Genomic DNA, 1,600 nt, shown 5'->3' with positions numbered 1-1,600 from the left:
GTTACGAAGGTGTTCTTAGGAATCTCCATCTTCAAATTTCGTAAGAAATTAAGGTGGAGTAGTTCAATCTTAAATTCTGGCTGGATTGAAAAACGCTATGTTATGATATTGAGAAAGTTTTGTAAGGAGGTTTTATCACTTGTCTTGGGAAAAACTGTTGACTTACATCACATACGAAAATTTGATTTCGATTGGGATTTCAATCGGTATCTTATTATTGTTTTTGTTTTTTAGGAAAATTTTTACGAAATATGTGTTTGCCATCTTGCTAAAGATAAGCAAAAAAACACCGACTGAAATCCTTTCTTCTATCTTCCTTGCGTTCAAGAAGCCCATTCAGTGGCTGTTTATCATTATTGGGGTATATTTGGCGGCAAAGTATTTTCCGTTTTTTGATCATAAAAACGAGTTATTTCTTAATTTAATCCGTGTATCAGTTATCATTATCATTACGTGGGGGTTAGTAAATTTAGCATCAGCCTCTTCCTTATTCTTTACCAATTTGAATGAAAGATACAATTTTCACATTGATGAAATCCTTATCCCATTTTTTTCAAGAGCATTAAAATTTATCATTATTGCAATCAGCCTTAGTGTCATCGCTCAAGAATTCGATTACGAAGTGAACGGATTTGTTGCGGGATTGGGCTTGGGTGGACTTGCTTTTTCATTGGCGGCCCAAGATGCGCTAAAGAATTTATTTGGCGGAATTGTCATTATTACAGAAAAGCCATTTACAATCGGAGATTGGATTTTAACACCTAATGTGGAAGGGACCGTTGAGGATATTAATTTCCGGAGTACAAAAGTCCGCACATTTGCTGATGCACTTGTTACAGTTCCTAACGCTACACTGGCGAACGACCCGATAACAAACTGGAGCAAAATGGGAAAACGGCAAATTACGTTTGACATCCATGTGGAGAACACGACACCAAAAGATAAGCTGCAAGGTGCCATGAAACAAATTGAGGAATTGATTAAAAATCATCCCGGCGTCCATCCGGAGACCATTTTTGTAAAATTTAATGATTATAGTGATCATGGGCTGCAGATATACTTTTATTTCTTTACTAAAACAACAAATTGGGGAGAATACTTGGATATTAAAGAGGAAATAAACTTTAAAATCTTGGAGATCCTCAAGAGGAAAAACATTGAAATTGCTTTTTGTTGCTAGTGGATGGCGGATAGACATTCCAACATACATACCTCGTCGGTTTCTGAGCATACTAAGGTTGAAAAGGAGGAATGTACTATGCCAAAACCAGACGATCGTTCAAACAATCCTGAACGAATTGAAAGAGCCATTGGCAACACGCTGCAAAATATGAATGAGGCTGAAGATTATTTAAAAGCCCATGCTGATGCCATGAGCGAAGAACAAAAACAACAAATTAAAGAAAAAAATAAACGAAGAGAAGAAAGCATCGAAGGCTTCCGCGAAGAACTGAAAGATGAAGTGAACGATTAAAAAAGCGATCACAAAATAAAAAAGCATGAAGGTGGTTATTCAATCACTTTCATGCTTTTTTATTTGTGAAAAGAAAACCATACGCTAGGCGTATGGTTCCGGAAAGCTTTCAGCGATGTATCAAAA

The 1,600-nt window shown here is 36.4% G+C and carries 2 protein-coding genes; both read left to right on the top strand.

Annotated features, from left to right (window positions below; all coding sequences use genetic code 11):
• Window positions 1-139 precede the first annotated feature (139 nt).
• Window positions 140-1,180 (top strand): mechanosensitive ion channel family protein, encoded by a 1,041-nt coding sequence (locus DCC39_RS18845; protein WP_116556402.1) that lies wholly within the window; start codon window positions 140-142, stop codon window positions 1,178-1,180.
• A gap of 78 nt (window positions 1,181-1,258) precedes the next feature.
• Window positions 1,259-1,474, top strand: a complete 216-nt coding sequence (tlp, locus tag DCC39_RS18840) for a small acid-soluble spore protein Tlp (RefSeq protein ID WP_116556401.1) — start codon at window positions 1,259-1,261, stop codon at window positions 1,472-1,474.
• Window positions 1,475-1,600 lie beyond the last annotated feature (126 nt).

It is taken from the genome of Pueribacillus theae (assembly GCF_003097615.1).
Lineage (GTDB): Bacteria > Bacillota > Bacilli > Bacillales > UBA6769 > Pueribacillus > Pueribacillus theae.
The sequence above is the reverse complement of the archived record's forward strand: the minus strand, read 5'-3'. Positions and strand labels throughout refer to the sequence as shown.

Excerpts from the sequence above, each read along its gene's own strand:
- tlp (WP_116556401.1), top strand. The coding sequence starts at position 1,259 with ATGCCAAAACCAGACGATCGTTCAAACAATCCTGAACGAATTGAAAGA.